A 21,760-nucleotide genomic window follows, 5' to 3' on the forward strand; every position below is an offset into this window, starting at 1 on the left:
AGATCGTGGCCGCCGACTACTGGCCGGTCCCGACCTACGACGACATTCTGTTCTATGTGTAACAGACACGTTTGATTTTGCGTGCGAAGGGGTCTCGCCTGTGCGAGGCCCCTTCTTTCTATGTAGCTCGGACCTGCTTTGAACTTGCAGCCGAGCAGGCGTTTCACGCGGGGCATCTTGAAAGTTGTAACCTGTTTTGGCACGCGGACGTTTCGGGCGTTTGTTCATAAAGGGGAGGATTATCCGATGAAGGTATTCGATATCGTGTTTAGCCCGACCGACGGAACGGAAAAGGCGTCTGGCTACATTGCCAATGCGTTGGAAGGGGAAACCGTTGCTGTAGATCTGACCGATAGCGGGCTTGGTTTTCGCACAGTTGCGATGACAAAAGAGGATGTAGCCGTGATCGCGGTGCCCTCGTATGGCGGGCGAGTCCCGGCTGTGGCCGCGGAGCGCTTGGGTATGATGCGGGGAAACGGTGCTCAGGCGGTTCTGGTTTGCGTTTACGGAAATCGCGCGTATGAGGACACGCTGGTCGAGCTTGAGGATGCGGCGAAAGATGCGGGCTTTCGGGTGATCGCGGCGGTTTCTGCCATCGCCGAGCATTCTATTGTTCGCCAGTTTGCCGCCGGTCGGCCTGATGCACAGGATGCGGTGCAGCTCGCTGGGTTTGCGGATCAGATTCAGCAAAAGATATCTGCAGGAGATGCTTCTGAGCCGGCTATTCCGGGCAATCGTCCCTATAAGAAGGCCGGGGGCACCGGTATGGTGCCTAAGGCCACAAAGGAGTGCACCGCCTGCGGGGCTTGTGCCACGGCGTGTCCCGTTGGCGCTATCGATAAAGACGATCCCAAGCGGGTGGACAAAAAGGCCTGCATTTCCTGCATGCGCTGCGTTGCCGTGTGTCCGTGGGGCGCTCGCGCGGTAAATCCCGTCATGCTCTCTGCAGCTAACAAGATGTTGAGCAAAGCCTGCTCTGAGCGAAAAGAATGCGAGCTGTTTATCTAGCGCAGGGGCCTTGAGTCTTCTTCATCTAATGTCAAGAAAGAACGAACCCGTGCGATGGTAACTCACACGGGTTCGTACATTTTTGAGTTGGTGCCCCCAGCGGGATGTCCGCGTGCGGCTTCCGCCGCCCGCTTCCGCTGCGTCGCTCCGCTCCTTGCGTGCTGCGCTGGAAAACGCTCACGCGTTTCCTCAGCTCCGCACCCTGTCGGGTTCGAATCCCGGCATATCGGTAGCAAAAAGCCCGCCACCGCGTGGGTAACGGGCTTCTCAGTTTAAATGGTGCCCCCAGCGGGATTCGAACCCGCGATATCCACCTTGAAAGGGTGGCGTCCTTGGCCGCTAGACGATGGGGACAGTGGGAAAGAGTATAGCAGACTTTTTTGCCGGCGCGTATATCGTTGGCAAACTGGAAAACCACCACACAGGAGTAGGCTTCTATTCCGATTTTCAAATATCTCAATGTGTGACATCTGGGCTGATAAATCGGATCTATGTGTTACAGATCGAGACAAAAGGCAGACGTCGGGACGAACATCTCAATCTGTAACAGTTAGATGACTTTCAACGGCCTAGATGTTACAGATTGAGACAAACCTCTGGGATGGGTCAAAACCACCACAAAGGTGCCTGTCCCCTTTGTGGTGGCAGGGTGCTAGGGGAGGAGCTTCATGGCGGCGTCGTGGGCGGCGTGCTCGTAGGTGTCGTCGAGGGGCTTGAGCGGCAGCAGAGCGTTGGCCTGTGCATCGCCGCGGCGCTCGAGGGCGTGGGCGATGAGCCAGTCGGCGAGCTCGGGGTTCTTGGGCAGTGCCGGTCCGTGTAGGTATGTGCCGATGACGCCCTTGTAGATGAGACCCTCAAAGCCATCGTCGCCGTTGTTGCCGGTGCCCGTGACGACGGACGTTCCGAGCGGCGTGGCCGCTGCATCGAGCAGGGTGCGGCCGCCGTGGTTCTCAAATCCCACAAAGGGCTCGGGTGCCAGGTCGGTCTTGACGGCGACGTTGCCGATCAGGCGGTCGGAGCCGCGCACGGTTTCGGCGGCAATGACGCCCAGGCCCTCGATGCGATTCTCGCCCATATAGTACGAACGACCGAGCAGCTGATAGCTGCCGCAGATAGCGAGCAGCGAGCCGCCATCCTCAACATAGGACGCAACCTTGTCTTTTTGAGCGAACAGCTCGTGTGCCACGGCAAGCTGATCGCGGTCGGAGCCACCGCCCATCATAACGATGTCGGCGTCGGTGAGATCGAGCGACTCGCCCATACGGACCTCATCCACACGCACGGGAATGCCGCGCCAGGCGCAGCGGCGCTCGAGGGCAATGACGTTGCCGCCGTCGCCATAGAGGTTGAGGGCATCGGGATACAGGTAGACGATGCGCAGGGGGCGCGAGAGCTCGACCGGCGCAATATCGGTGGGGACAGCGCTGCCATCGGTGCGCGTTGCGGCGTGGGAGGCAACCGAGCTCGCATCGGCGCCCTTAAGCTCGTCGAGCTCCTTGACCAGTGGCGGGAAGGCCGTGTAGTTGGCGACGGCGTAGAAGGTGTCATTGGCGGCCTCGTCCGCCACGGCGCCGATCGCTTGCTCGATATTCGAGATGATGGCGGCGTCGATGCCGGCGTACTTGAGACGTACCTGCATATCGTGTGCACGCGTGCCGCCGGCAAAGGCGACAAGCCCTGGGGTGTCGGCGATGCGCTCGAAGTCGACGTCGTAGATCCACGAGACATCGTGACCGTCGGCGTCGTTGTCGTTCAGGAAGAAGGCGCAGAGCCTGCCGCCTGCCGTTTTAATGGACTGAATCTGGCGATCGAAGCCCACGGGATTCTTGGCCAGGTTTGCCTCGACGGTACGGCCGGCGATCTCCCAGCGGCCCATGCGTCCGCCGGCGGGGACGTAGGCATCGAGCGTGGGCTGCAGGTGAGCTGCGTCCACGCCTAGCTCGCGCGCCGCAAAGAAGGCGGCGGCAACGTTGTAGACCATGTACAGACCGTTATAGCGCGTGGCGATGTGCGTTGCGGGCGCGTCGGTATCGGGTCCAAAGTTCAGTTCAAAGCCGTAGCCGTCGCAGGTGAGCTCAATGTCCGTCACGCGACGGAGCAGCGCGGGGCGACCCCAACCGCACGAAGGACAATGATAGGCGCCGAGCTGGCCGTACTGCACATAGTCGTACTCCAACGGCGCGTTGCACTGCGAGCAAAAACGCGAGTCGCTAATGCGGTCGGACTCGGTGTTGGTGGCGCCGTCGATGCCAAAGGCGATGCTTGCATTGGGAACGCGCGCGGCGATCGCGGCACACAGCGGATCGTCGGCGTTATAGATGAGCGTCGTTGTCGGCGAAAGCTCCAGCGCGTGGGCGATGACGTCCTGGGTGTGGTCGATCTCGCCGTAGCGGTCCAGCTGGTCGCGGAACAGGTTGAGCAGCACAAAGTACGTCGGCTTGAGCTTGGGCAGAACGCGTACGGTGTAGAGCTCGTCGCACTCAAAAACGCCCACGCGTTTGTCGCTGCTGGTGTGCTTAAGGCCGCTGCGGGCCTCGAGCAGAGCGCCCACCACACCAGGCTCCATATTGTTGCCGGCACGGTTGCACACCACGGTGGCACCGCTGGCAGCAACGGCGTCGGCGATGAGGTTGGATGTGGTGGTCTTGCCATTAGTACCGGTGATCACCACGCTGCGGTCGACTAGGCTTGCGAGGTCGCTTAGCAGCTCGGGGTCGATCTTCATGGCGATGCGGCCGGGAAGCACGCCACCCTGGCGTTTGAGGACAGAGCGCAGTCCCCAGCGGGCGATATCGCTCGAAGTGCAGGCGAGAGATGAGCGGAGGTTCATGAAGCCGTTCCTAACATAGATGACATGGTCGGGGCGATCGCGTCGCTAAAAGCCGTAGCGGCGCGCAAATTCCTGGGCAAGCTGCGATACGTCTTCGCAGGCGTTGGCCCAGGGGGCAAAGTCGGGGGTGTCCGAGATAATGCCGTCGGCTTCCCAAACCGCCTGGTGCGAGAGGTCCCAGGGGTCGCGCGGCTCGGGTCGGCAGGGAAGATACGGCGTCTGGTACATGGGGTTCAGCAAGAAGAACGCGCCACCTTCGCAACGGTTAGCGAACTCACGCAGCGCGCGCGTCGCCGGGCGCATCTTGTTTGTTTTGAACAGCAGAATCGTGCGGGCGAGCAGGTACCAAGGAGAGTTTTCGAGTGCGTCTGCCCCCATCTGTTCCTCGAGCTGATGTGCCAGGGCAAAAAAGCCGTCCTGGTCTTCCAAGCGGGCGAGGGCAAGCAACACGGTGCCGGCGGCCCGGGTGGGATAGCCCTCCGCCTTAAGAACACGGCGAGAGTAGTTGGCGGCGGCGCGGTAACGAGCGCTCGCCATGCACAGCTGCGAGATGGCCTCGAGCGTGTGGAGCCACCCGATAAGGGCCGGCTCGCTCACGGTAAGGTCTGCTGCGGTGACACCGTCGGCCAAAACATTATTGGCCCAGTAGTGCGGGGCCTCCATATCAAACCCGGGCACGCTCTGTTGCAGGTAGTCGGCCGTACTCGTCTCGAGCTTCATCAAGTCGCCCAGGCAGGCATCGACGGGCGTGTCCGCCAGGATGATGGCGAGCAGCTGGGCATCGACGGCCAGCGCATCGACGCGAACAATCTTGAGCAGCTCATCGCGCATATCGTCGAACAGGCAGTTGCGCGTCTGCTCAAACTCCTCGTCGCTGCCCATGTCCTCGATGCGGCGAAGCTCGTCAAGTAAATGACGATGAACGCCGGCATAGGACAGCAGCGCTTGGGCATGCTCGGTCTGCGCATACTTGTGAGGGTTTGCGCTGACGTCGTTATGGACAAGCTCGCGTGCTGCATCGGTGAGTTCGGGGTGTGATGCCAGATAGGTGCGCTCCAAGTAGGCGGGGATGTAGACGCTCGGATCCATTAGAGGTCTCCTCCCTTAAACGGCAATCCCTGTTCGGCCGCGCGCAGGATTCGTTCGTCGATCTGGGAGCGCACGATGTCGTTGGTGGCGACCCAGGCGGCAAAGCTGGCGTTGTCGGGGGCGCCAAGGCCCTCCTGCAGCACCGGCGTCGCCTCGGACAGGGCAAGGACGAGCTCATCGGTGGAGCCCACGCCTACGTTGACGCGCGCATAGACGCCATCGGGAAACTCGGTTTGGAAGTAGAGCGCCTCGGCCGCGTGCGGACACGAGTGCGCAAGGATGCGCAGGTAGTGCTCGGCGCCCTCGTAATCCAGCTCGCGCCAAGCAGCGCTCATCAGCGCGATGAGCGTCCACGGGTCCAGGTCGCGCTCTGCGTCCTTGGGACGGCGGCGCAACGGCGTGTTGGCAAGATAGGGCACGGAGTGGGCGGAACGAAAACGCTTGAGCTCCTCGGAAGGGTATTCGAGCTTTGCCATGGCAAGCATCGCGGTATGGCGGACACCGGCGGGGTCGTTGGGCGCAAAGTCCAGGCTGCGATTCGCGGCATCCAGCGACATGCGGTAGCGGCCGCTAATGAGCGCGCGCGATGCCAAGGCGGCAAGCCAGCGCAGGTAGGGACGGCGGGTCAGGTCGCCTGCGGCCTCACGCTCGTAGGGGTCCTGCGCCGAGGCAATCTTGAGCGTCAGATCGTGCTCCACCTCGTCGCACTTGGACACCAGATACTGCACGTATTCCTCGTTGGATTCGGCGGTGAGCGCCGTCAGCATGCGCTGGGCATCCCAGTTGGCCGGATCGAGCGCGGCTGCCTCGCGGAGCATGTCCTCGGCTGCGGTCTCTTCTTGCTCTGCCTGGGTATCGTCAGGGATAAAGGGGATGCGGTAGTCGACAGCCTCGACGACCTTGGCGATCAGATGCCCAGCTCGGTCGCGGTCGTGCACGATGAGCGGCGCGGGGTTACGGGTGAATTGTTCCATCAGACGCTCTACGGCGGCACCGTCGGTGAGCGGGATATTGTCGCGGCGCAAGGCCTCAAGAACGAGGCGATGGCAATCCTCTTGAATGGGATCGAATGCCATGGGGCCTCCTTTGCTGCGGTTAGGGTTCAAATGTCTCTATATAAAGTTCTAGTTTACCCGCATGTGGCACACCGGGGGTGCCGCGCTTGGACTTGCACCTTTGCACCACGAAGACGGATGTCGCACAAATGTCGGCACCTTGGACGACCGAGTGGTATCACAGTGCCGTAAACGGTCGATTTTTGGCGGCGAACGGGGCACATTTTGGAGGGGCACAGCCCTGCCCGGGATATGTAGTCAACCCTGATAAAACGTTTGCCCAGCTTGGGAGTATGAATGCCCCACAAGGGTCTTCAGGGATAGAAAAAACGTTTCATCATTGTTGGCTTTAGGTGAATAACTGACCAACCAGAACGGTAAAATAATGTTTGTCTGAGCGTTGAGACGTTAAGACATCGTGCATTGCCATCGCCGGCAGCGCGCAAACCGGTCCTAACGGAGCCAATTGGGTGCTCCGTTATATACGCAAGTCTAAGAGGGGCTTGTTTAGGAGGCACAGTATGGGACGTTTTACCAATCCTCGCGATCTGTACTTTGGTGAGGGCGCTCGCCACGAGGTGAAGAACCTCAAGGGCAAGAAGGCCATCATCGTTTCTGGCGGCAGCTCTATGCGCCGCGGCGGGTTCCTGCAGGACGTTGAGGCCGACCTCAAAGAGGGCGGTTTCGAGGTCAAGCTGTTCGAGGGCGTCGAGTCCGACCCGTCCATCGAGACGGTCATGAAGGGCGCCGAGGCCATGCGCGAGTTCGAGCCCGACTGGATTATCGCCATCGGCGGCGGCTCGCCCATCGATGCCGCTAAGGCCATGTGGGTCTTCTACGAGTATCCCGAGGAGTCCTTCGATAACATCATCCAGCCGTTCAGCTTCCCCGAGCTGCGTCAGAAGGCTCATTTCTGCGCCATCTCCTCTACCTCCGGCACCGCTACCGAGGTCACCGCGTTCTCCGTCATTACCGACTACGCCAAGGGCATCAAGTACCCGCTGGCCGACTTCAACATCACCCCTGATGTCGCCATCGTCGACCCGGAGCTCACCTACACCATGCCCGCCAAGCTGTGCGCTCATACCGGCATGGACGCTCTGACCCACTGCATGGAGGCCTACGTTTCCACCTGCGCCTCTATGTTCACCGATGCCAACGCCCTGCACGGCATCCGCGAGATCGTCGAGTGGCTGCCCAAGTCCTATGCTGGCGACCATGAGGCCCGTCAGCACATGCACGAGGCTCAGTGCATCGCCGGTATCGCCTTCTCCTCGGGCCTGCTCGGCATCGTTCACTCCATGGCTCACAAGACCGGTGCTGCCTTCGAGAACGGCCACATCATCCACGGTGCTGCTAACGCCATGTACCTGGGCAAGGTCATCCAGTGGAACTCCAAGGACCCGCGTGCTGCCGAGCGTTACGCTTACGTGGCCAAGGAGATCCTGCACCTTCCCGGCGAGACCAACGAGGAGCTCATCGCTGCGCTCGTCCAGAAGATTCGCGACCTCAACGACCAGCTCAACATTCCGCAGTCCATCAAGGATTACGCGAATGGCGGCGTGAAGGTCGACGCCGAGAACCCGCAGATGGTTTCCGAGGAGGAGTTCCTCGCCAAGCTGCCCGAGATTGCCGCGAACGCTGAGCAGGACGCCTGCACGCCCGAGAACCCGCGTGAGACCAAGGCTGCCGACTTCGAGAAGATCCTCAAGGCCTGCTACTACGACACCGACATCGATTTCTAATCGACTCTTGTTATCGTAACGAGGGGCTCCGCACGTATCCGTACGGAGCCCCTTTCTTTTTTCTTTTAGAGAATGGGATAGTTATGGCTGCAATTTTCAATAGCCCCAGCAAGTACATCCAGGGTCCGGACGAGCTCGCCAAGCTCGGCTCCTATGTCGAGCCGCTCGGCGCTAAGGCCCTCGTTATTGTGACGCCTTCGGGCAAGAAGCGCGTCGGTGCCAAGATCGAGGGCGGCTTTGCCGAGGCTAAGGCCGAGCTGCTGTTTGAGGACTTTAATGGCGAGTGCTCCAAGGGCGAGGTCGACCGTTTGGTTGCGCTCGCTCGCGACAACGGTTGCGACATCATCGTCGGCGTCGGTGGCGGCAAGATCCTCGATACCGCCAAGGCCGTTGCCTACTATCTGGAGTCCCCGGTTATCATTTGCCCCACCATCGCTTCGACCGATGCGCCGTGCTCGGCACTTTCGGTGCTCTACACCGATGACGGCCAGTTCGACAAGTATCTCTTCCTTAAGGCAAACCCCAACATTGTCCTTATGGATACGACGGTCATCGCGGCGAGCCCGGTGCGCCTGACGGTTTCCGGTATGGGCGATGCGCTCGCAACCTACTTTGAGGCCCAGGCGACGCATGATGCCGACGGTGGCACTTGCGCCGGCGGCAAGGGCGGTATGGCTGGTCTGGCACTTGCCAAGCTCTGCTACGAGACGCTTATGGCCGATGGCGTGAAGGCCAAGGTCGCGTTGGAGAAAGGTGCGCTGACGCCTGCCGTGGAGCACATCATCGAGGCAAACACGCTGCTTTCGGGCATTGGTTTTGAGAGCTCGGGCCTTGCTGCTGCTCATGCCATCCACAATGGCCTGACGATGCTGTCCGAGTGCCACAGCATGTATCACGGCGAGAAGGTCGCCTTTGGCACCATCGTCCAGCTGGTACTCGAGGATGCCCCGACCGAGAAGCTTGAGGAAGTCTTGGGCTTCTGCATTGAGCTGGGCCTGCCGGTTACGATGAAGGAACTTGGCGTTGCCGAGCTTACGCGCGATCAGGCCATGATTGTTGCCGAGGCCGCCTGCGCGCCCGATGACACCATGTGCAACATGCCGTTTGAGGTGACGCCCGAGATGGTCGCAAACGCCATCCTGGGTGCCGACGCGCTGGGCCACTACTATCTCATGGATGAGTAAATTAAGCTAAGGAAGGGGCAAAGCCGACAGATGGCTTTGCCCCTTTTTTGCTATGGTGCAAAGGGGTCAGGTTAGTTGAACCAAAGAAGGCGGGGTAGGCCTGCGATGAGGTTTTGCCCCGCCCTCGTTTGACTACAGCTCGCAAACGTTTTGCGTGCGACCCTCGACGTAGGCGACGACGTTTTCGAACTCAATCTTGGCGCGGCGCTGCATGGCCTCGTGCGTAAGGAAGCCTACATGTGGCGTGAAGGTGCAGTTCTTGGCGTTGACGAGCGCGTAGTCGGCGGGGATGGGCGGCTCCATATCAAAGACGTCGATGCCGGCACCGGCGAGCTTATCGTCGTTGAGTGCCTGGGCAAGGGCATCGTTATCCACGATGGCACCGCGGGCGCAGTTGATAAAGACGGCACCGTCCTTCATCTGGGCGAACTGCTCGGTGCCAAAGCTCTTGCGCGTGGTGTCATTGTTAGGCAGGTGCAGGCTTACGATATCGGACTCGGCGAGCAGCTGCTCGAGCGAAACCTGCTCAATGCCGGCCTCGGCTGCCTCCGGATGCTCGTGGCGGGCATAACCCAGCACGCGGGTGCCAAAGGCCTTAAAGAGACGACCCGTGGCGCAGCCGATCTTACCGCAGCCCACGATACCCACGGTCTTGTCGCGGATCTCGGCGCCCATTAGGCCGGCGCTCGTCTTGCCGGTGCGGACGGCGGCATCGGCGGCGCCCACCTTGCGCAACACGTCGATGGTCAGGCCAAGGGTGAGCTCGGCGACCGAAACGTCGGAGTAGCCGGCGCAGTTGCGAACCTCAACACCGCGCTCACGGCAGGCGGAGAGCCCCACGTGGTCGATGCCCGTAAAGGCAACGGCGATCATCCTGAGCACATCGGCGCCGGCGACGACCTCGGCAGGGTAGGGGTTGTTGGCGATCATGACGACCTCGGCGCCCTCGCTGCGTCGAGCGAGCTCGGCCGGATCGGTTGTTTTGGTATCGAAATAGACAAACTCGTGTCCGGCGTCCTTAAGGGGTGCGGAGAGCCTGTCGATGGTCTGCTCGGGTACTCCCAACGGTTCGATCAGGGCAATCTTCATCTTGTGACTCCTCAATAAACCTAGGCGATTAGGTTGGCAATAGATTGTAGGTCTATTTGCCGCAAAGATGCGCCGCGTGTAATTTGCCCGAGGCGTGGGCCGATAGCGTATCATTATCTCTTGCTTGTTTGCACTGCTCAGGGAGGGGCCGCGCATGGCGCAGGAACACGATCTGTTTGATGACATTATCGAGATCAGCAAGGGTTTCGACTTTCTTAAAAACCCGCTTGGCGGCGTGACCGATGCACTCGATCCGTCGGCGCCGCAGTGGAATCCTGCCGACTACAAGGAGCGTCCGCGCGGAAACACCATTCCGTGCCTGACCTGCAAAAACGAGAAGAGCGGCTGCACCGCGTGCATGGATGTGTGCCCGGTTAACGCCATCGAGGTCGAGGAAGATGCCATCGAGGTCCTCGATACTTGCCGCAAGTGTGGTCTGTGCGCCGCCGCTTGCCCGACCGAGGCCATCATCTCGCCGCGCCTGGCGCCCAAAAACCTCTATGACGATATTGTCTCGGCCGCTACGAGCCACGAGACTGCCTATGTCACCTGCACGCGCGCTCTTAAGCGCATGCCGCGCGAGAACGAGGTCGTTGTGGCCTGTGTGGGCGATATTACTGCCGAGACCTGGTTCTCGGTGCTGGCCGACTACCCCAACGTGAGCGTGTATCTGCCGCTGGGCGTGTGCGACAAATGCCGCAACACCGGTGGCGAGGATATTCTGGGCGAAGCTATTGCAACCGCCGAGGAGTGGGCCGGTACGGGTATGGGCCTGGAGGTCGATCCCAAAAGCCTCAAATGCCATAAGCGCCGCGAGTACGAGCGCAAGGAGTACATGGAAAAAATCGCTCGCACCACGGGCCTCACGGTGACCAAGCTCAATCCGGCGACGGCGGCGCTGGCTTCGGTAACGCAGAAGCTCAAGGCTCATCGTCATCAGATCACTCAGCTCGAGCGCACGCTCAACACTATGTGCGGCACCACGACGACCAAGCGCCGTCGCACGTTGACACATGGCCGCCAGCTGGTGCTCTCGACGTTGCAAAACCATCCCGAGCTTGCCCAAAACATGCAGGTGAGTACGCCGGAGTGCGATTTTGACAAGTGCACGTCGTGCGGCGAGTGCGTCAACGTGTGCCCCACGTTTGCTTGCGACCTGGTGGGAAGCGGCCGCTTTGCGCTGGAATCCACGTACTGTTTGGGCTGCGGCGCCTGCGTCAAGGTATGCCCCGAGCATGCGCTCAAGCTGGTTGAGCACGATGCGTCCGGCCTGGTCGTCGTCGATCCCGAGGCCGAGGAAAAGGCTGCCAAGAAAGCTAAGGCCCACGAGGAAGCCGAGAAGGCCAAGGCCGAGGCAAAGGTTAAGCTCAACAAGATGCTCGACCAGGTGGAGAAGCTCGCCGACTAAGCCCTCAACCCCAATCTCTGATTCATTTGCGCCGCCGTGGTGTCTGGATTCGCCCGGATGCTGCGGCGGCGCTATACTTATGCAGTTTGAAATACCTGTACCTAAAGGAGCTGCTGTGTCCCTTTCCATCGGTATCGTGGGCCTGCCCAACGTGGGCAAGTCGACGCTGTTCACCGCGCTTACCAAAAAGACCGGCCTTGCCGCCAACTACCCGTTCGCCACGATCGACCCTAACGTGGGTATCGTCGACGTGCCCGATAGCCGCCTGCAAAAGCTTGCCGACATCGTTAACCCGGGCCGCATTGTGCCGGCTACGGTCGAGTTCGTTGACATCGCAGGCCTGGTGAAGGGTGCTAACGAGGGCGAAGGCCTGGGTAACCAGTTCTTGGCAAACATCCGCGAGACCGACGCCATCTGCGAGGTCGTGCGCTACTTTAAGGACCCCAACGTCATGCGTGAGGTGGGCCGCACGGGCGAGTTCGTCGATCCCGCCGGCGATGCCGACACCATCATGACCGAGCTCATCCTGGCCGACATGGGCACGCTCGAGAAGCAGCTGCCTAAGCTCGAGAAGGAGGCCAAGCGCGACAAGGAGCTCATGCCCAAGTTCGAGGTCGCCAAGCGCCTGCTTGCCTGGCTCAACGAGGGCAAGCGCGCCGCATCCATGGAGATGACCGACGAGGAGCGTGCCGCCGCCAAGGGGCTGTTCCTGCTCACCATGAAGCCCATCCTGTATGTGGCCAACGTGGACGAGGATATGCTCAACGACGACCTGGCGCCCATCGATGGCGTCAAGCCGTTGCCCATCTGCGCCAAGATTGAGGCCGAGCTTTCCGAGCTCGATCCCGAGGACGCCGCCGACTACCTGGAGAGCCTGGGCCTGGAACAGCCCGGTCTGGACGTGCTCGCGCAGGCGGCCTATAAGCTGCTCGGTCTGCAGTCGTTCTTTACGGCCGGCGAGATGGAGGTCAAGGCCTGGACGGTTCGTCAGGGCGCGACCGCCCCGCAGGCCGCCGGCGTCATCCACACCGATTTTGAGCGCGGCTTTATTAAGGCCGAGGTCATTGGCTATGACGACTACGTCGAGCTCGGCGGTGAGCAGGGCGCCAAGGCCGCCGGCAAACTGCGTATTGAGGGCAAGGACTATGTTATGGCCGATGGCGACGTCGTGCACTTCCGCTTTAACGTGTAAGGACGACGCGCATGTTTAAATATGGCAAAAAAGCTGGCTACATGGGTATTGCGCTGCTGGTGCTTGCGGTGCTTCCGCTGGTGGTTGCAGCGTTTGTAATCCCCAACATTGGCCCCGAGGTGGCAACAAAGTTTAATGCCGCCGGCGAGGTGACGCGCTGGGGCAAGAGCTACGAGCTGTTGGCGCTTCCGGTGCTCAACCTGCTGCTGAGCGTGGCGACGTACTTTACGGCGGGACGCCAGGCAAAGAACAATGAGGACTCTGCCGCCATGGCGCGCATCGTGTGCGAACGCTACCTGCGCAACGGTTGCATCACGGGTGTGTTCCTCAACGTGATCAACGTTTACTTTATGTACTCGGCGATTACCGGAACGGGCTTTGGCTTTGGTTTCTAGCTTGTCCTTTTAGGCAACGAGCCTGCACGCATATTCAATGGCTGATGCGAGGCCGCCGCTCGATCGTGGTTGAAAGACTACATCGGCGGCGGCCTCGTTTTCGTATCCGGCGCCGCGAAGGGCGAGTGCTATGCCGGCTTCTAAAAGGAGCGGCAGGCCGCGTTGGCTGGTTGCGATTACGGCAGCCTGATTGAGCGAGCAGCCGTGCGTTTGGCATTGGATGGCAAGTTCACCTTTCGCCGGGCAAGGGACCAGAACGGCGACGACGCGACTTGATAGCAATGCAAATGCTGTGCGCTCATCGGGCGAAAGGCATGCAGCTTCAACGACGACGAGCTTGGGCGGCGCGCTGTTTGTGCGAAGCGTGGCTCGGTACATGCGGACCGAAGAACCCGACATAGAAAACTCCTGTGTATTCGGCAAAACGTAAACTATAGTTTACGTTTATGTTCGACTCCATTTCAAACTCGGCTGCATGGACGAACGTGCGAAACAGATTCTTGGCAGGCGGGTCGAAGAGACACGCAGGGACCTTGGTATCTCCAAGGTTGATTTTTGTGTGGCGACAGGAATCAGCCGACCCTACCTCGACCGAATCGAAGATGGGACGGCAAATTTCACGCTCAAGGTTCTATTTAAGATCGCGCCCGCACTCGGCATGACGGTGTCAGAACTTCTCGAGGGCATCGAATAGGGGATACCCGTCGACAACTGAATTACGCCATCGGGATGCGGTCGTGGTTGACTTGGCTGTAGAACAGGCGCTGAATCTCTGCCGCATCACGTGACTGGCCGAGCGCCCACATGGTTTTGGCCACGAGCGTCTCGGTGGTCATGTCGTCGCCGCGCAAAATACCCGGATGATCGGCGTAAGCACGGCCAACCTCATAAACGCCCAGATCGAGGCCCTCTTCGGGGACCTGCGTGGTCATAACGACGGTGCGGCCCGAATCGACCCAGCGGAAAATTGCCTCTTGGAACGACTCGCCCGACTCACCAAACTCGGGGATACCGCCAATGCCAAAGGTCTCTAGAATCACGGCGTCGTAGCTATCGGCTAGGGCGTCGAGGATGCCCGGGTTTACGCCGGGCGTAAGCTTGAGTACAAATACGCGCGGGTCGATGCTGTCGTAGAAATGCACCGGGTTTTCGCCCTGATGCGTACCGTGAAGCCCGTTGCGCACGATGCGGCCGTTGCGGATATAGGCGATGGGCGGATAGTTGACGCTAATGAACGCGTTAAAGCTCATGGTGCGCTGCTTGCGGGCGCGCGTGCCGGCAATGGCGACGCCGCCAAACACGATCGAGACGTCGTGCGAGTGCTCATCGAGTGCATAGAGCAGGCTTTGGTACAGGTTGAGCTTGGCGTCGGTGAAGGGGTTGCCCATGGGCTTTTGCGAGCCAGTGAGCACGATGGGCTTGGGGCTGTCCTGAATCAGGTAGGAAAGCGCTGCCGCGGTGTAACTCATGGTGTCGGTGCCGTGCAGAATCACGAAGCCGTCGTGGTCGGCATAGCCCTCGACGATGACGTCGCGGATCCGCATCCAGTCACTCGGGCGCATATTGGTGCTGTCGATGTTCATGGGCTGCACGACGTCGAGCTCGCAGAGCCCCGAGATCTCGGGGACGCTCTGGGCGAGCTCCTCACCGGTCAGAGCGGGGGAGAGGCCGTTGCCGTCCTCGGTCGATGCGATGGTGCCGCCCGTGGCGATGAGAAGGATGCGCTTCATGCTGGTATTCCTATCGTATTTGCCGCCCCAGAGGCGGAGTCGTTCGGCAGTATTGTGGCACAGGGCGTCCAATGTTCAAACGTATTACATCATCTGTCACGTCTGGTAACACTTCAATTGCCGTCAAATAGGGGCCCAGGTCGTGCGTTTGCCGTGCGCTGATGGCTGCGAGGGACGAGAAACCCCATATAACGTGTACACTATGAAAGTTATTCTCGTTTATTCGCGCGGGTGGGCACCGGCTCCCCGCCAACAAGAGGGGGAACCATGGATCAAAAGGCTTCCGCAAAGGTCCTCGTACTCGACTTTGGTGCGCAGTACGGTCAGCTCATTGCCCGTCGCGTCCGCGACCTCAACGTGTATTCCGAGATTGTCCCCTGCGACATCTCGGCCGACGAGATTCGCGAGATGAACGCCTCTGCGCTCATCCTTTCCGGTGGCCCGGCTTCCGTGTATGCCGAGGACGCTCCGTCCATCGATCCTGCCATCTTTGACCTGGGCCTTCCCGTCCTGGGCTTCTGCTACGGCCATCAGATCACGGCCGTAACGCTCGGCGGCAAGGTCGGCCACTCCGAGGTGGGCGAGTACGGCCGCGCCACTATCACGCGCACGGCCGGCGCCAAGCTCTTTAACTCCACGCCCATGGAGCAAACCGTGTGGATGAGCCACCGCGACGCCGTTTCCGAGGTGCCCGAGGGCTTTACCGTTACCGCCAGCACCGACGTGTGCCCGGTTGCCGCCATGGAGTGCGTCGAGCGCAAGATCTTCACCACGCAGTTCCACCCCGAGGTCAAGCACTCCGAGTATGGTCAGCAGCTGCTGAGCAACTTCCTGTTTGAGATCTGCGGTCTGGAGCCCAACTGGAGCATGGACAACCTGGTCGAGACCATGACGGCCGAGTTCCGCGAGAAGGTCGGTGACGACCGCGTGATTCTGGCCCTGTCCGGTGGCGTCGACTCCTCCGTCGTGGCCGCCCTGGGCGCCCGCGCCGTGGGCAAGCAGATGACCTGCGTGTTCATCAACCACGGCCTGCTGCGCAAGGGCGAGCCCGAGCAGGTGGAGGAGGTCTTCACCAAGCAGTTTGACGTCGACTTTATCCACGTTCACGCCGAGGACCGTTATGCCGAGCTTTTGGCCGGCGTGACCGAGCCCGAGGAGAAGCGCCGCATCATCGGCACGCAGTTCTGGAAAGAGTTCTTCGCGGTGGCGCAGCAGCTCGAGACCGATGGCAAGCCGGTCAAGTACCTGGCTCAGGGCACCATCTACCCCGACATCATCGAGTCCGGTGCTCGCAAGACGGGCGGCAAGACGGCCACCATCAAGAGCCATCACAACCTGATCCCGTTCCCCGAGGGCGTGCACTTCGACCTTATCGAGCCGCTCGATCACTTCTTTAAAGACGAGGTCCGCGCGCTTGGTCTGGCGCTCGGCCTGCCGGGTCACATTGTCTTCCGCCAGCCTTTCCCGGGCCCGGGTCTGGCTATCCGTATCATCGGCGCGGTCGACAAGGAGAAGCTCGAGATTCTCAAGAACGCCGATGCCATCGTGCGCGAGGAGCTCGACGCCTACAACCAGCGCCTGTTTGAGCAGACCGGCGAGCGCAACTCCGAGCACAGCTGCTGGCAGTATTTCGCGGTCCTGCCCGACATTAAGTCTGTCGGCGTTATGGGCGACGAGCGCACCTATCAGCGCCCGATCATCCTGCGTGCCGTCGAGTCCAGCGATGCTATGACCGCCGACTGGGCCAAGCTGCCCTACGACGTGCTGGCCCGCATTTCCGGCCGCATCGTGGCCGAGGTTCCCGGCGCCAACCGCGTGTGCTACGACATCACGTCCAAGCCGCCCGCGACCATCGAGTGGGAATAGAACAGACGTTCGATTCTATGCTATAGTGTTTGCCAATGGGCGCGGCATCTTCCGAATCCGCGCCCATTGCTATACGGGCCTTACGATGACGAGCTGACGATCATAGGCGCCATGCGTGCATTTGCGGCGGAACGGGGATATGCGCCCGACTTCTCCGAATCCCGCCTCTGTCACGAGATTTACCTCTCCGACCCGCGCAAGTACGCGCCGGAGAAGCTCAAGACCGTGATTCGCCATCCCATCAAGCCGATTTAGCGAAACGAGCGCCGCCGTGCGGTCCGGCTTTTGGGGTTTATCAATTGGTAGTCCGCGTCGATCGAGCAAGCTGCCCTGCCTCCCGGCAGGTGCGTAATCCCCTTGGTCGATCCGTCTCGAGGTGCGCTCTTTGCTCATCTTGTGGCGTGGAGTTACGATACTCCTAAAAGTGTAACCAGATTCGAGTTTTAGGAGCAGCTTTTGAAGGGTGGCAGACTCAGGAACCGCGATAGATACCTCGAGGAGGCGATGCTCTTCCGTGACACCGACCTCATCAAGGTGATCACGGGCGTGCGCAGGTGCGGCAAGTCGAGCCTTCTCGATCTAATTAGGATGGCCGTCGAGTCTGAAGGAGTCGCTGGCCGCGGCTTTGTGAGCGTCAACCTGGAAAGCAAGGGTACGGGCATCAAGACGGAGGACCAGCTTTATGATTACGTTCGCGGGCGCCTGTCGGACAAGGGTCGCACCTACGTTTTCATAGACGAGCCCCAGAGAATCGATGGCTGGCAGGATGCGGTCAACGCAATGAGGATCGACTTCGATTGCGACATCTACCTCACGGGCTCGAATGCGTATCTTCTCTCGAGCGAGCTGGCCACCTATCTCTCCGGGCGCTACGTAGAGGTAAAGATGCTGCCCCTGTCCTTCTCCGAGTTCGCCGACTTCTGCGGAATCGAGTTCGTATCGGGAACTTCGGTGGCTCTCACTCCCGAGGGGGATCCCGTTCTCTTCGACGACATGCTTACTCGTTACCTTGAGTACGGGGGCATGCCAGCCATCGCATCCCTCTCGACGACCCAGGCGCAGCACTCGGCGTACATGTCCGGCGTCTACGAAGCCATCGCCGTGCGTGATATTGTCAACCGTGAGCGCGGGAAGGGCAAAAGTGCGGTGACTGACCCTTCCCTGCTGCGCCATGTGGCCGAATTCCTGGCGGACAACATCGGCAACGAGTGCTCGTCGAGTCGAATCGCCGGCGCGTTAACTTCTGCGGGGCCGAAGACCACGAACAAGACCGTTTCCTCGTATGTGGGTGCGCTTGAGGAGGCCTTCCTGTTCTATCGTGCCACGCGTTACGATTTGCACGGCAAGGCGCTCCTCAAGACGAACCCAAAGGAGTACATCGTCGACACCGGCTTCAGGACCTGGATGGCCGGCTATAGGGTCACGGATACTGGCCGCCTGTTCGAGAACGCCGTGTATCTCCAGCTGCTCTACGAAGGATGGAGCGTGCATGTGGGCAAGCTCTATGGCAAGGAAGTCGACTTCGTTGCGACGAAGGACGGGCGCGTGCTCTACGTGCAGGCGACTGACGAGATGTTCGCAAGCGAGACCAGGGAGCGAGAGATCGCCCCTCTGAAGTCGATACGAGACAACCACGAGAAGATCGTGGTCGTGAGGCAGGGTTCCTACGACACGGATATCGACGGCATCCGCATCGTGAGCGCGAGGGACTTTTTCCTCTAGGGCCATGCGATTCATCGCGAGGCAGTTAGGTCAAGTGAGAAACATGCCTGACATCGGTTTGCTGACGATCTAAAACAGTAAGGAGAAGCTTGGACAATCGCAAAATCGAGCAGAACGCGGTCAATGCTGTCAAGCAGGCTTTCGGCGATGTCGCTTGCGTCTATGCGTATATAGATGAGAACGACAAGACCGAATGCACCGACGGGCACCTGCAAGTCTACTCGTCTTCTTCCTTCACGATTGAGACCGTTGAAGGCCAGTTGCCGCTTCAGGTCAAGGGGACCACTTCGAAAAGAAAATCGGACCGACCTAAGCGGCAAGTTCGAGTTTCAGACCTCAGGCACTATCTCAACATTGCTGGAGGCTGCATCTATTTTTACGTCTACTGTGGGAGCGAGGCTCGTTCAGCGGAGGTTTTCTACAGACTTTTGCTTCCCTATGACCTAAAGAAGATTCTGGCCGATATTCCGGAGCAACAAGAGCGCATCTCTTTGCGTTTCGACCGGCTTCCATCAGACGCGGCGGAATTGACGCGGCTTGTCAGAAGGGCGGTCAAGGACAGAGCAAAGCAGCGAGCAGTCGCTGGCATCGCCCCCAAGACAATCGAGGAATTTAAGGACGCCGGCCTTTGCTTTGATGAGTGCGAGTTTGGAATCGAGCTGCTCGAGGGCGAGTCGCCCGCAAGCTTGGCTCCATACAGGAACGGGCTGTATATCTACGGGAAGAGCCCCTGGGGAGAGCTGTATCCCTTGAATAAGCTTGAAAACATAGTTGGCGTCGCGATTGGGTCTCGGCATGACGTCAGCTCTGGTGATGTTTCCCTAAATGCGGTGGTCATGGCCGGAGAAAATGAGAATGGCGAGCACGTTTTCTTCAGGGGTTTCGATATATGCCTCTCCACCAACACAATCACCCTCAGCGAGACCGGAACTCTTGTCGAGCGCATGGAAGAGTTGGCCCTCATGCGCGCATTGATGCAAACCGGTACGCTTTCCATAGACGGAAGCGGCTTTGCTCGCGGGTGCAAGTTGAGCGGAGGCGACCTCGACGCCCTTGAGAGTCGATTGCAGTCGCTGGAGATTATCAAGCGGGTTGTCGACGCTCTTCATTACAAGCCAGAGCTCGACATCAGTGCGTTGACCACTCAGGATTTAAGAAACATCGAGACAATTTACAAGGGATTGGTTGAGAACGCACCCCTCCACTACAAGGATCGGCAAAACGGATTCGGATATATCAATCTGGGGAACCATCCGATTAAGCTCGTGTTTTACCAAGTATCTGAAGATATGTACCGAATGGTCGATGGGCTTCGACTGGATGACCTGACGGTCTCGGTGTTCTTCCGGGGCGAGGGGGATGCCCCCGTAGTCGTCGCGCCTCTGTTCGTCCAAACGATGCAGGACTATATGAGGCTTGCCAATATCGATGCCGAGGTATTTGCCGCTACGTTGAAGCAGTATCCAGTCACCGAAGTTAGCTCTGCCTACGTCAACGACAAGATGCTTGAAATGCTATCAGCCTACGATTAAGATGCGTGCTGTAAGGAAGAGTTGCTGAAATGCTGCGAGATGACCGTAGACGCCCTGGAAGCTTTTGCGGATCGAGAGGCAACCCTGATAAATCGATATCAAATTGCCGCTCGAAAGCGAGATCTTACTAGCGAGGAGAAATCTGAGTTAATGGCAATCCAGCTGAATTCAGATAGTGCGCTGTCGAAAGCATGCGCAGCAGCCTTGCGCGGAGACTCGGACATGGCCTCTGCGCTCAGAGCGTCACTTGACGAAGAGGCACGAACGACGCTCGGCTCATGGCCGATCGGCCGTTTCTTCGCATAAGACCGCATAGACTTTTTGAGGCATCAAAATGAAGCTACTCGTCGAATCGATTAGAAATGCGGTTGAGAAAGACTGCCTTATCCCAGCCCTTATGTCTTCCCTTACCATTCCCGACGCCATGGGGCAGCTTCTTTATCCCAATCTCGTCCTTCATAACGGGAAGAGAGCGGCGGGGCGGCAGTATGTGAAGTGGTTTGATGACTGGGCGGCAAACGACTTCCTGTTTTCGGGAGACCCCTCGAACGAAGGTGAAACGATTCCAGGTCAAATCTTTAATGGGAAGATGTGCTGGAAGCTCCGGTGCTCCCTGTTGCATTCAGGCGACTACGATGTGTCGGTCGATGCTCCCGAGAAAGACGAGAGCTTCGACTACGACTACAAGTTCGAGCTTGTCCTCCACGGGTGCAACGCCCTCTGCTCTTCCTGGCCGTCGCCCAAGAGCGGGATGCGTGCGACTAAGAGCGTGACGTTCCGCGTTGATGCGGCGTCGCTCGCGAGCTCGCTGTGCAACGCCGCGGAGGCCTGTCTTAAAGAAACGGGCGAAACGGTCAGTTACCCCAATCTGGAGTTATTCGACGTGGCTGCATGGGCGGATAGATTCAATACTTGCTGAGCCATCTCGTCAAACTCCTTGTGTGCTAAACGTTGGTGTTGGCGCCCCGGAAAAGGGGTGTGGCCAGCGCCTAGAATCTTCAGCTACCACGCTGAGACGATAGGAGATGACCACATGGACACTATGGCGCACGAGGCGCCCGCGACGCCGTTGCTTGCGTTTCGCTATCGCTGCTCGAAGCGTGTCGCTTGGGGCCCTGGCCGGAGGAGAGACGACCGCTCCCTGCGAGACTGCGGAACCACCTATATCCGCTTGCTGCGGGCTTGCTTGAACCAGTTCCTCTTGAAAGAACCTATACCTCCGAAGAACTTGTTGTACGTCTCACCGTTCTCCTTGGCCTCGTACTTGACCAAGGCAAGTTCGATGGTGCAGAGGTAATCCGCCACTTGCTCGAGGCGGTAATCGGTCATCGAGGTCTTGCGGCGTCGGACGACCCCTTTTGAGAGGACCTTGCCCACCGAGCGGTCAAGCGCCTGTATGACAATGTCCTGACCGTTGTCGTAGTAAACCTTCACATCGTCGAAGGATTGAAAGAAGCCCAGGTGTTCAATCATGGCAGAGGAGATATCGCGCCCCATACGTTCCATTAGCCTTGCCGGGTCTTCGAACTGGCTGCGGTGGTAGACGAACGTGATATAGGAAATGGGAAGTTTGCGGACGAACGAGGAGAAGTAGACGAGCATCACCTTGCGCTGCTCGATGTTAAGAAACTCATAATCCTTGTGCCCGTTCATGAGAGGCTCGGAGTGAAACGGAATGTTGGTGAGATCGGCCCTGGCAAGCTTGGCCTCATAGCTCGTGACCGCCTCGGCGATGCTGTCTGCCTGGTCGTGAAAGACGAGTGTGAGCAAGTAGTAGCGCGCTTTGCCGCCGCGGTCGCCGCTCTCGTCGACGAAGATGCTGAGCTCCTAGGCTAATGGGGACTCCTAATGGAATGGATAAAAAAAGGCTCTGTTAGACCAGGATTGACATACATGTGTCCCCACGGTGCCATAT

Annotated in this window: 19 protein-coding genes and 1 tRNA gene; 12 read left to right on the plus strand and 8 right to left on the minus strand. The window is 59.4% G+C overall.

Going from position 1 to position 21,760, the window contains the following annotated elements:
- Window positions 1-246: 246 nt before the first annotated feature.
- Entirely contained in the window at window positions 247-1,008 is a 762-nt protein-coding gene (locus I2D41_RS02290; RefSeq protein ID WP_195363408.1) for a 4Fe-4S binding protein, read from the plus strand.
- Between the two features lie 277 nt (window positions 1,009-1,285).
- On the opposite strand, the gene I2D41_RS02295 is transcribed toward I2D41_RS02290, so the two are convergent.
- The 4 genes from I2D41_RS02295 to I2D41_RS02310 all read right to left on the minus strand — a co-directional run bounded on the left by I2D41_RS02295 (window position 1,286) and on the right by I2D41_RS02310 (window position 6,003).
- Window positions 1,286-1,362: transfer RNA gene (locus tag I2D41_RS02295), tRNA-Glu, on the minus strand.
- A gap of 298 nt (window positions 1,363-1,660) precedes the next feature.
- Window positions 1,661-3,838, minus strand: a complete 2,178-nt coding sequence (locus I2D41_RS02300; RefSeq protein WP_195363409.1) for a MurT ligase domain-containing protein — start codon at window positions 3,836-3,838, stop codon at window positions 1,661-1,663.
- A gap of 45 nt (window positions 3,839-3,883) precedes the next feature.
- Entirely contained in the window at window positions 3,884-4,927 is a 1,044-nt protein-coding gene (locus tag I2D41_RS02305) for a hypothetical protein (RefSeq protein WP_195363410.1), read from the minus strand.
- Complete coding sequence (locus I2D41_RS02310; protein WP_195363411.1) at window positions 4,927-6,003, minus strand: hypothetical protein; 1,077 nt, start codon at window positions 6,001-6,003, stop codon at window positions 4,927-4,929. Before I2D41_RS02310 ends, I2D41_RS02305 begins: the two co-directional genes overlap by 1 nt.
- A 500-nt stretch (window positions 6,004-6,503) precedes the next feature.
- On the opposite strand from I2D41_RS02310, the gene I2D41_RS02315 reads away from it, so the two are divergent.
- Together I2D41_RS02315 and I2D41_RS02320 are read left to right on the plus strand one after the other, a co-directional pair.
- Entirely contained in the window at window positions 6,504-7,727 is a 1,224-nt protein-coding gene (locus I2D41_RS02315; RefSeq protein ID WP_035136916.1) for an iron-containing alcohol dehydrogenase, read from the plus strand.
- A gap of 83 nt (window positions 7,728-7,810) precedes the next feature.
- Window positions 7,811-8,911, plus strand: coding sequence for a glycerol dehydrogenase (locus I2D41_RS02320; RefSeq protein WP_195363412.1), 1,101 nt, complete (start codon window positions 7,811-7,813; stop codon window positions 8,909-8,911).
- 132 nt (window positions 8,912-9,043) lie between these two features.
- On the opposite strand, the gene I2D41_RS02325 is transcribed toward I2D41_RS02320, so the two are convergent.
- Window positions 9,044-10,000 carry a 2-hydroxyacid dehydrogenase gene (locus I2D41_RS02325; RefSeq protein WP_195363413.1) on the minus strand — a complete coding sequence of 319 codons (957 nt, stop codon included), beginning with the start codon at window positions 9,998-10,000 and terminating at the stop codon, window positions 9,044-9,046.
- A 154-nt stretch (window positions 10,001-10,154) separates the two neighbouring features.
- Here I2D41_RS02325 and I2D41_RS02330 point away from each other — a divergent pair, with 154 nt between their 5' ends.
- The 3 genes from I2D41_RS02330 to I2D41_RS02340 all read left to right on the plus strand — a co-directional run bounded on the left by I2D41_RS02330 (window position 10,155) and on the right by I2D41_RS02340 (window position 12,995).
- Window positions 10,155-11,408, plus strand: a complete 1,254-nt coding sequence (locus I2D41_RS02330; protein ID WP_195363414.1) for a 4Fe-4S binding protein — start codon at window positions 10,155-10,157, stop codon at window positions 11,406-11,408.
- 115 nt (window positions 11,409-11,523) lie between these two features.
- Window positions 11,524-12,600 carry a redox-regulated ATPase YchF gene (gene ychF / locus I2D41_RS02335; protein WP_195363415.1) on the plus strand — a complete coding sequence of 359 codons (1,077 nt, stop codon included), beginning with the start codon at window positions 11,524-11,526 and terminating at the stop codon, window positions 12,598-12,600.
- Between the two features lie 11 nt (window positions 12,601-12,611).
- Window positions 12,612-12,995 carry a DUF1648 domain-containing protein gene (locus I2D41_RS02340; protein ID WP_195363416.1) on the plus strand — a complete coding sequence of 128 codons (384 nt, stop codon included), beginning with the start codon at window positions 12,612-12,614 and terminating at the stop codon, window positions 12,993-12,995.
- A 9-nt stretch (window positions 12,996-13,004) separates the two neighbouring features.
- On the opposite strand, the gene I2D41_RS02345 is transcribed toward I2D41_RS02340, so the two are convergent.
- Window positions 13,005-13,394 (minus strand): hypothetical protein, encoded by a 390-nt coding sequence (locus tag I2D41_RS02345; RefSeq protein WP_195363417.1) that lies wholly within the window; start codon window positions 13,392-13,394, stop codon window positions 13,005-13,007.
- A gap of 76 nt (window positions 13,395-13,470) precedes the next feature.
- Here I2D41_RS02345 and I2D41_RS10195 point away from each other — a divergent pair, with 76 nt between their 5' ends.
- Window positions 13,471-13,689 carry a helix-turn-helix domain-containing protein gene (locus I2D41_RS10195; RefSeq protein ID WP_035136926.1) on the plus strand — a complete coding sequence of 73 codons (219 nt, stop codon included), beginning with the start codon at window positions 13,471-13,473 and terminating at the stop codon, window positions 13,687-13,689.
- A gap of 22 nt (window positions 13,690-13,711) precedes the next feature.
- Here the strand turns inward: I2D41_RS10195 and I2D41_RS02355 are convergent, their stop codons facing one another.
- The gene (locus tag I2D41_RS02355; RefSeq protein ID WP_195363418.1) at window positions 13,712-14,725 is read right to left on the minus strand and encodes an asparaginase; all 1,014 of its coding nucleotides are present in this window, start codon (window positions 14,723-14,725) and stop codon (window positions 13,712-13,714) included.
- A 267-nt stretch (window positions 14,726-14,992) separates the two neighbouring features.
- Here I2D41_RS02355 and guaA point away from each other — a divergent pair, with 267 nt between their 5' ends.
- From guaA to I2D41_RS02380, 5 genes are all read left to right on the plus strand, one after another.
- Window positions 14,993-16,591, plus strand: coding sequence for a glutamine-hydrolyzing GMP synthase (gene guaA, locus I2D41_RS02360; RefSeq protein ID WP_035136929.1), 1,599 nt, complete (start codon window positions 14,993-14,995; stop codon window positions 16,589-16,591).
- A gap of 111 nt (window positions 16,592-16,702) precedes the next feature.
- A complete protein-coding gene (locus I2D41_RS02365; RefSeq protein WP_324249158.1) occupies window positions 16,703-16,846 on the plus strand; it encodes a hypothetical protein in 144 nt (47 codons plus the stop codon).
- Window positions 16,847-17,047: 201 nt separating this feature from the next.
- On the plus strand, window positions 17,048-18,313 hold the full coding sequence (locus tag I2D41_RS02370) for an ATP-binding protein (RefSeq protein WP_199409398.1): 1,266 nt from the start codon (window positions 17,048-17,050) through the stop codon (window positions 18,311-18,313).
- Window positions 18,314-18,402: 89 nt separating this feature from the next.
- On the plus strand, window positions 18,403-19,845 hold the full coding sequence (locus I2D41_RS02375) for a DUF4365 domain-containing protein (protein ID WP_195363419.1): 1,443 nt from the start codon (window positions 18,403-18,405) through the stop codon (window positions 19,843-19,845).
- Between the two features lie 334 nt (window positions 19,846-20,179).
- Window positions 20,180-20,764, plus strand: coding sequence for a hypothetical protein (locus I2D41_RS02380; protein ID WP_195363420.1), 585 nt, complete (start codon window positions 20,180-20,182; stop codon window positions 20,762-20,764).
- A gap of 242 nt (window positions 20,765-21,006) precedes the next feature.
- Here I2D41_RS02380 and I2D41_RS02385 read toward each other — a convergent pair whose 3' ends face one another.
- The gene (locus I2D41_RS02385) at window positions 21,007-21,663 is read right to left on the minus strand and encodes a DUF3800 domain-containing protein (RefSeq protein WP_271741629.1); all 657 of its coding nucleotides are present in this window, start codon (window positions 21,661-21,663) and stop codon (window positions 21,007-21,009) included.
- Between the last annotated feature and the right edge of the window lie 97 nt (window positions 21,664-21,760).

It is taken from the genome of Collinsella aerofaciens, assembly GCF_015552075.1.
GTDB classification, from domain to species: domain Bacteria; phylum Actinomycetota; class Coriobacteriia; order Coriobacteriales; family Coriobacteriaceae; genus Collinsella; species Collinsella aerofaciens_Y.

What these genes read in the sequence shown, in the direction of transcription:
- I2D41_RS02305 (WP_195363410.1), bottom strand. Translation starts at nt 4,927, where the DNA reads ATGGATCCGAGCGTCTACATCCCCGCCTACTTGGAGCGCACCTATCTG.
- I2D41_RS02315 (WP_035136916.1), top strand. Translation starts at nt 6,504, where the DNA reads ATGGGACGTTTTACCAATCCTCGCGATCTGTACTTTGGTGAGGGCGCT.
- I2D41_RS02340 (WP_195363416.1), top strand. Translation starts at nt 12,612, where the DNA reads ATGTTTAAATATGGCAAAAAAGCTGGCTACATGGGTATTGCGCTGCTG.
- I2D41_RS02320 (WP_195363412.1), top strand. Translation starts at nt 7,811, where the DNA reads ATGGCTGCAATTTTCAATAGCCCCAGCAAGTACATCCAGGGTCCGGAC.
- I2D41_RS02290 (WP_195363408.1), top strand. Translation starts at nt 247, where the DNA reads ATGAAGGTATTCGATATCGTGTTTAGCCCGACCGACGGAACGGAAAAG.
- I2D41_RS10195 (WP_035136926.1), top strand. Translation starts at nt 13,471, where the DNA reads ATGGACGAACGTGCGAAACAGATTCTTGGCAGGCGGGTCGAAGAGACA.
- guaA (WP_035136929.1), top strand. Translation starts at nt 14,993, where the DNA reads ATGGATCAAAAGGCTTCCGCAAAGGTCCTCGTACTCGACTTTGGTGCG.
- I2D41_RS02310 (WP_195363411.1), bottom strand. Translation starts at nt 6,003, where the DNA reads ATGGCATTCGATCCCATTCAAGAGGATTGCCATCGCCTCGTTCTTGAG.
- I2D41_RS02325 (WP_195363413.1), bottom strand. Translation starts at nt 10,000, where the DNA reads ATGAAGATTGCCCTGATCGAACCGTTGGGAGTACCCGAGCAGACCATC.
- I2D41_RS02330 (WP_195363414.1), top strand. Translation starts at nt 10,155, where the DNA reads ATGGCGCAGGAACACGATCTGTTTGATGACATTATCGAGATCAGCAAG.
- I2D41_RS02365 (WP_324249158.1), top strand. Translation starts at nt 16,703, where the DNA reads ATGCGTGCATTTGCGGCGGAACGGGGATATGCGCCCGACTTCTCCGAA.
- I2D41_RS02300 (WP_195363409.1), bottom strand. Translation starts at nt 3,838, where the DNA reads ATGAACCTCCGCTCATCTCTCGCCTGCACTTCGAGCGATATCGCCCGC.
- I2D41_RS02345 (WP_195363417.1), bottom strand. Translation starts at nt 13,394, where the DNA reads ATGTCGGGTTCTTCGGTCCGCATGTACCGAGCCACGCTTCGCACAAAC.
- I2D41_RS02380 (WP_195363420.1), top strand. Translation starts at nt 20,180, where the DNA reads ATGAAGCTACTCGTCGAATCGATTAGAAATGCGGTTGAGAAAGACTGC.
- I2D41_RS02355 (WP_195363418.1), bottom strand. Translation starts at nt 14,725, where the DNA reads ATGAAGCGCATCCTTCTCATCGCCACGGGCGGCACCATCGCATCGACC.